This is a genomic window from Nitrososphaera sp., assembly GCF_050748925.1.
Lineage (GTDB): Archaea > Thermoproteota > Nitrososphaeria > Nitrososphaerales > Nitrososphaeraceae > Nitrososphaera.
The window spans coordinates 1-5,087 of record NZ_JBOGQF010000123.1; the positions used below are offsets into that span (position 1 = coordinate 1).

A 5,087-nucleotide genomic window follows, 5' to 3' on the forward strand; every position below is an offset into this window, starting at 1 on the left:
CTGATGGGCAGCGCGCGGGCGCCCAGGCTCAACGGCCGGCTGGGCAGGATAAAGGTGCCTGCGATGCTGCTGTGGGGCAAGGACGACGCAATGATCCCTGCAAAATACGCCGAGCCTTTTATCAAGATGAAAAACTGCAGGGTGGTGCTGCTGGAAGGGTGCGGCCACCGCGTGCACGTCGACAAGCCGCAGGTCTTTAACCGGCTCGTGGCAGGGTTTGCGCAGGAAGGCTAGCGCAGGCCCTTTTCCAGCCTGTCGACTTTTTGCATCATCTCGAGGCTCTTTGCCTTCATCCTGTCCATCTCTTCCCTCATCTGCGCGACCTCCTTTGGCTTTTTCGTAGCCTCTTTTATCATGTTGATGCACTCTTCCGCCACGCGCCGGACCCTGTGGTCCAGGTCCTGCTCTGCAACCCTCGCCAGGTCAGGGATTGCCCTGACGTATTCCGCGTCGGCAAGCGCCCTGCACGCGTTTATCCTGACCCTGAACCAGCTGTCAGACAGCAGCGTCTTTAACTGCTCTACTGCGGCGTGGCTGTCGGTGAACTTGCCAAGCGCAAACGTCGCAGCTTCCCTCACGCGGTGGTGATTGCCATACCTGGTCTTTTCAACCAGCAATGTCGCGATCTCTTTGTCGTCCGGGAACTCTTTGAGGCCGGCTATGGCGCCCTGCGCAACGATGTTCTGGAACGAGGTCGTTTCCACGCCCTTTTTCAGGATGGGCATCGCGTTACTGCTCCTTGTCCTGCCTATAGCCGTCATCACTTCCGACTCTACGAAATAGCTCTCATCGTGCGAATAGGGCTTTAACAATTCAATGGTCTCTTCGCGCTTGAATTCGCCTATCGCCTTTACCACCGCGCGCCTTGCCTTTGGGTGCCTCACCTTTATGCACCTGCCCAGCGCCTCGTATGCGCGCCCTGTCCTTATCGCGCCAAGCGTCTTGGCCGCCTCTGCAGCCACGCCCCAGAAATCATTCATTACTGTTTTTTGCAGCGCGTCCACGACTGCATCCGCAGAATGGTCTTTGAGAGCACGGGCGGCTTCGACGCGCTCGATGACGGTCTTGCCTTCCTGCAGCTGCCTGACGAGCATCTCTTTTGGGGCCTTTATCGCGACGGTTTTCAGCACCTTGAACTCGGGGTCGACTGAAAACCACTCTACTTCTTTGTCGATTGGGATCTGGAACGCGCTCTCTTTCTCTGACACGTTGAACGTGTATATTTTATCACCCCTGGCAAACGCCAGCCTGACTTCGAGCGCAAACGCAAACGGCTCGCCCTGCTGAGCCTGCTCGATCTTTATCTTCGCCATTTTAGAGTCGGATGAAAACTCGACCTTCAGGTCCGGGTGGCCCTCGCGGTAGATCCACTGGTCAAAGAACTGCTGCAGGCTGACGCCCGTTTCAAGCTCGAATACCTTGCGCAGGTCGTCGGTTTCTGCGACGCCGTTGGCGAACCTCTGCAGGTAGGTTTTCAGCGAGCGGCGAAAGTGCCCTTCGCCGACGTGGTGGCGCAGCATGTGGAGCACCGACCCGCCCTTTTCGTACGTGTGCCTGTCAAACAGCTCGTCAGGGTGCTTGTACACCTTTGTGACGATGGGCCTGACGTACCTGCTGCCGGCTTCGTCGAAATAGTCGTCTGCCGTCTGCATCACGTAATAGTGGAACTCGTCCATCCCCCTGCTGACCTCCCAGTACAGCGCCTCGCAGTACGTCGCAAAGCCTTCGTTGAGCCAGACATGCTGCCAGTCCCGGCAGGTCACAAGGTCGCCAAACCACTGGTGCGCAAGCTCGTGCGACACAAGGTAGTCGCTGGAAAAGTCTGCGTGCGCCTTTTTGTCGTGCAGAGTGTCAAGCGTCAGCGTCGTGCAGCTGGAATTTTCCATGCCGCCGTAGACAAAGTCCTGCACACACACCTGCGAGTATTTTGCGTACGGGTATTTTGTCCCGAGGTATTCCTCAAAGAACTGCACCATGTCGCCGGTGCGGTCAAACGACCTCTTGGCGTCGTGCGCCTTTTCCGGCGGCACATAGTAATACAAATTGCCCTCGTTTATCTCTACGTACTTGCCCATCACCATCGAGGTGAGGTAAGAGGGGTGCGGGTTGCTCTCTGCCCAGTGAAACTTCCATTTTCTGCCCTTCTCTGTCTTTGTCAGCCGGCCGTTAGAGAGGGCGGTATAGCCTTCGGGCGCGGTTATCGTTATCTCGCTTGAGAATTTCACCTGCGGGTGGTCGATGCACGGGAACCAGTGCTTTGCCTCGACGCTCTCGCCCTGCGACCACACCTCCGGGTATTTGTCTGGATAGTGCTTGTCGGGGCCGACAAAGTAGAGGCCCCTTCTTGGCCGTGCAGAATATGAAATTGCAAGCATCATCCTCTCGCCCTCGCCAAGCTTTTTTGCCAGTTTTATTGCGAGCCTGTCCCCGATTGCCCGGAATGCAAGCTTTTTGCCGCCTGCAGATACTGATTTAATGTCCAGCTCGGCCGCGTCAAGTTCAATGGCGTCGACGCCCTGCACTGCGGTTATCTCTAACTCTTGCCTGGCTTGGATGGTACGGGCCTCAAGGTCGGGCTCTATCTCGAGCCTCATGTGGCTCACTGTAAATGCAAGCGATGGCGCATAGTGCGCCCTGCTTCCTGCAAGCGCAAATTTCTTGGTCCCCTCTTCGTGCATGATGGCCGGTGCTAGTTAGGAAAGGTGGGATAAAGGTTGCTAGATGCCGTCAAGCGAGGAAGGGTTCTCGACCATCGAGAGGTCTTGCCCGGCCATGCTCTCGCCCGCGATTTTCGCCTTGACGAGCCGCCTCACGAACTTGCCCGTGCGCGTCTTTGGCAGCTCGGCAACCAGCCTCACCTCCTGAGGCCGTGCAAACCTGCCGATTGCCCCCTCGACCCTTGCAGCGATCTCGGCCTTTAGCCGCTCGTCGCGGGCTTGCCCGTCCCTGACAACTGCACATACGACTATTGCCTCGCCCCTCAGCTCGTCAGGTCTGCCTACTGCCACCGCCTCCGCAACCGCGGGGTGCGACGCGACGGCGGCTTCCACCTCTGCCGTCCCTATCCTGTGGCCGGACACCTTTATCACGTCGTCAGCCCGCCCCCTCATGTACCACAGGCCGTCGCCGTCCACCGAGACGATGTCGCCGTGGTACCACACATCTTTATATTTCGACCAGTAGGTCTCGATGAACCTTGAAGGGTCGTTGAGGATGCCCCTGCTCATCGAGGGCCACGGCTTTTTGATGACGAGGTAGCCCTCGCTTGCAGGCCGGCCGGACTCGTCAAAAATGTCGGCGTCAAACCCCGGTACCGGGCATCCAACCGTGCACGGCTTTAATGACATTGCAGGCGCCGCGCCCACGATTGCGCCCCCGGCCTCGGTGCCGCCCGACACATTGATGACTGGGCACCTCTTTTGGCCAACCTTTTCAAAATACCAGTTCCACGCCTCGCGGTTTATCGGCTCGCCGGTGCAGGCCAGCACGCGCAGCGACGAGAAGTCGTATTTCGCAGTCGGGACGTCGCCCTTCATGAACATCCTGATGGCAGTCGGCGCGGCTCCAAAGATGCTGACTTTATGTTCTTTTATCAGCCGGCACCACGCGTCGGGGGCGGGATAGTCGAGCGCGTCTTCGTAGACGAGCGCCGTCCCGCCGACGATGGGGCTGCCGTAGACGACCCACACCTGGCCCGTTATCCAGCCAATGTCGGCGTGCCAGAAAAGGACGTCGTCCGGCCTCATGTCTACGAGGTATTTTGCCTGCTGGCCGGCGACGGCCGCAAAGCCGCCGTGCACCTGCAGCGTGCCCTTGGGCCGGCCCGTGGTGCCTGACGTGTACAATATGAAAAGCGGGTCCTCAGCATCCATCGCTTCTGTGTTGGCAGAACCTGCGCCATTCACAAAGTCGGCATAACTGGCGATATTGTTGCCGTCACCCTGGCCGTTGACTGTCACTATCGTAGAAACGTCGGTGCCCTCAACCGCACTTGACCACTGGCTCTTTAGGTCAACGTCTTTCCCGCGCCTCCTCGCAGTGTCTGCCGTCACCAGCATCTTTGCCTTTGAATCTAAAAGCCGCGAGTGGAGGGCCTGCGCGCCAAAGCCGGAAAACACGGTGGCATGAACCGCGCCTATCCTGGAACACGCAAAGATGGCGTAAAAGGCCTCTGCTATAGTTGGAAGGTAGATGCCGACGACGTCGCCTTTCCTGACGCCGGCACCCTTCATCGCCGAGGCGAGCCTGCCAACCTCTGCGTCCAGCTGGCCATAGGTCACATTTTTCGAGCCGCGCTCACTGGCGAAAATGTACGCCACCTTGTCCGGGCTTTTCCTTGCGTGCCTGTCTATGGCGTTTCCGACAATGTTGCACTTGCCACCAAGGAACCACCTTGTCCAGGGCACGCCGGAAGACGAATCGTACACGCTGTCGTACTTGTGGAACCATTCAAGCCCCAGGTCGTCGTTGACCGCGTCCCAGTACCAAGCAATGTCGTTGTTTGCCTTTTTTACTAACTCTTGATAGCTGGAAATGCCGTGCTTTTTCATAAAGACGGCGACGTTGCTTTCCGCTAGGTGGCCGCCGCCCTGCTGGAAAGCAAACCCTTCCAATTTACGATCCGGCGCCCTGCACTACTAATCTATCTAACTACCGGGCGGTGTGGAATGGTCAAGCCGGCTGGATATCGATGCAAGAATAATTAAGTGGTGATGGCCGGCCATACTACATAGCTTGGTAGTGGAGGAGGTCCGGTACGATTTTGAAGACTATCCCAAGTACGCTGACGACTTTGTCCGGGACCTGACGAAACTGATGATAGTATCCAAGATGAATTCCACTGCCAGAAACGCCCAGTCAAAAGAGTATTTCACAAAACTGGTGTCGCAGGTGGAAGGCGGGGAGACCAACATGGTGAAATACGGCCAGCCGATGCTATACGTAAAGTACCGTGGCGTCGAGTTTACCGACCAGAAGGTGGCATCTCAGTTTGTGCGCACGAAGAACGTCATCGACGTGACTATGGAGTCGGTCTTTGGCGAGTTTGTGAAAACGTTTGACAGCCTGGCGTCGATGTCTGACAGCAG

At 57.5% G+C, this 5,087-nt stretch carries 4 protein-coding genes; 2 read left to right on the plus strand and 2 right to left on the minus strand.

Going from position 1 to position 5,087, the window contains the following annotated elements; translation table 11 throughout:
* The coding region (locus ACREAY_RS09620; protein ID WP_431755555.1) for an alpha/beta fold hydrolase at nt 1–234 on the plus strand (234 nt) is incomplete at its 5' end.
* Here the strand turns inward: ACREAY_RS09620 and ACREAY_RS09625 are convergent.
* Both ACREAY_RS09625 and ACREAY_RS09630 read right to left on the minus strand, forming a co-directional pair.
* On the minus strand, nt 231–2,678 hold the full coding sequence (locus ACREAY_RS09625; RefSeq protein ID WP_431755556.1) for a M1 family aminopeptidase: 2,448 nt from the start codon (nt 2,676–2,678) through the stop codon (nt 231–233). The two genes, ACREAY_RS09620 and ACREAY_RS09625, sit on opposite strands and share 4 nt — an antisense overlap.
* A gap of 39 nt (nt 2,679–2,717) precedes the next feature.
* Nucleotides 2,718–4,613: an AMP-binding protein gene (locus ACREAY_RS09630; protein WP_431755557.1), complete on the minus strand. Its 1,896-nt coding sequence runs from the start codon at nt 4,611–4,613 to the stop codon at nt 2,718–2,720.
* A gap of 121 nt (nt 4,614–4,734) precedes the next feature.
* Between ACREAY_RS09630 and ACREAY_RS09635 the strand changes: the two genes are divergently transcribed.
* Nucleotides 4,735–5,087 (plus strand): hypothetical protein (locus ACREAY_RS09635; protein ID WP_431755558.1); only part of this gene is annotated, 353 nt, incomplete at its 3' end.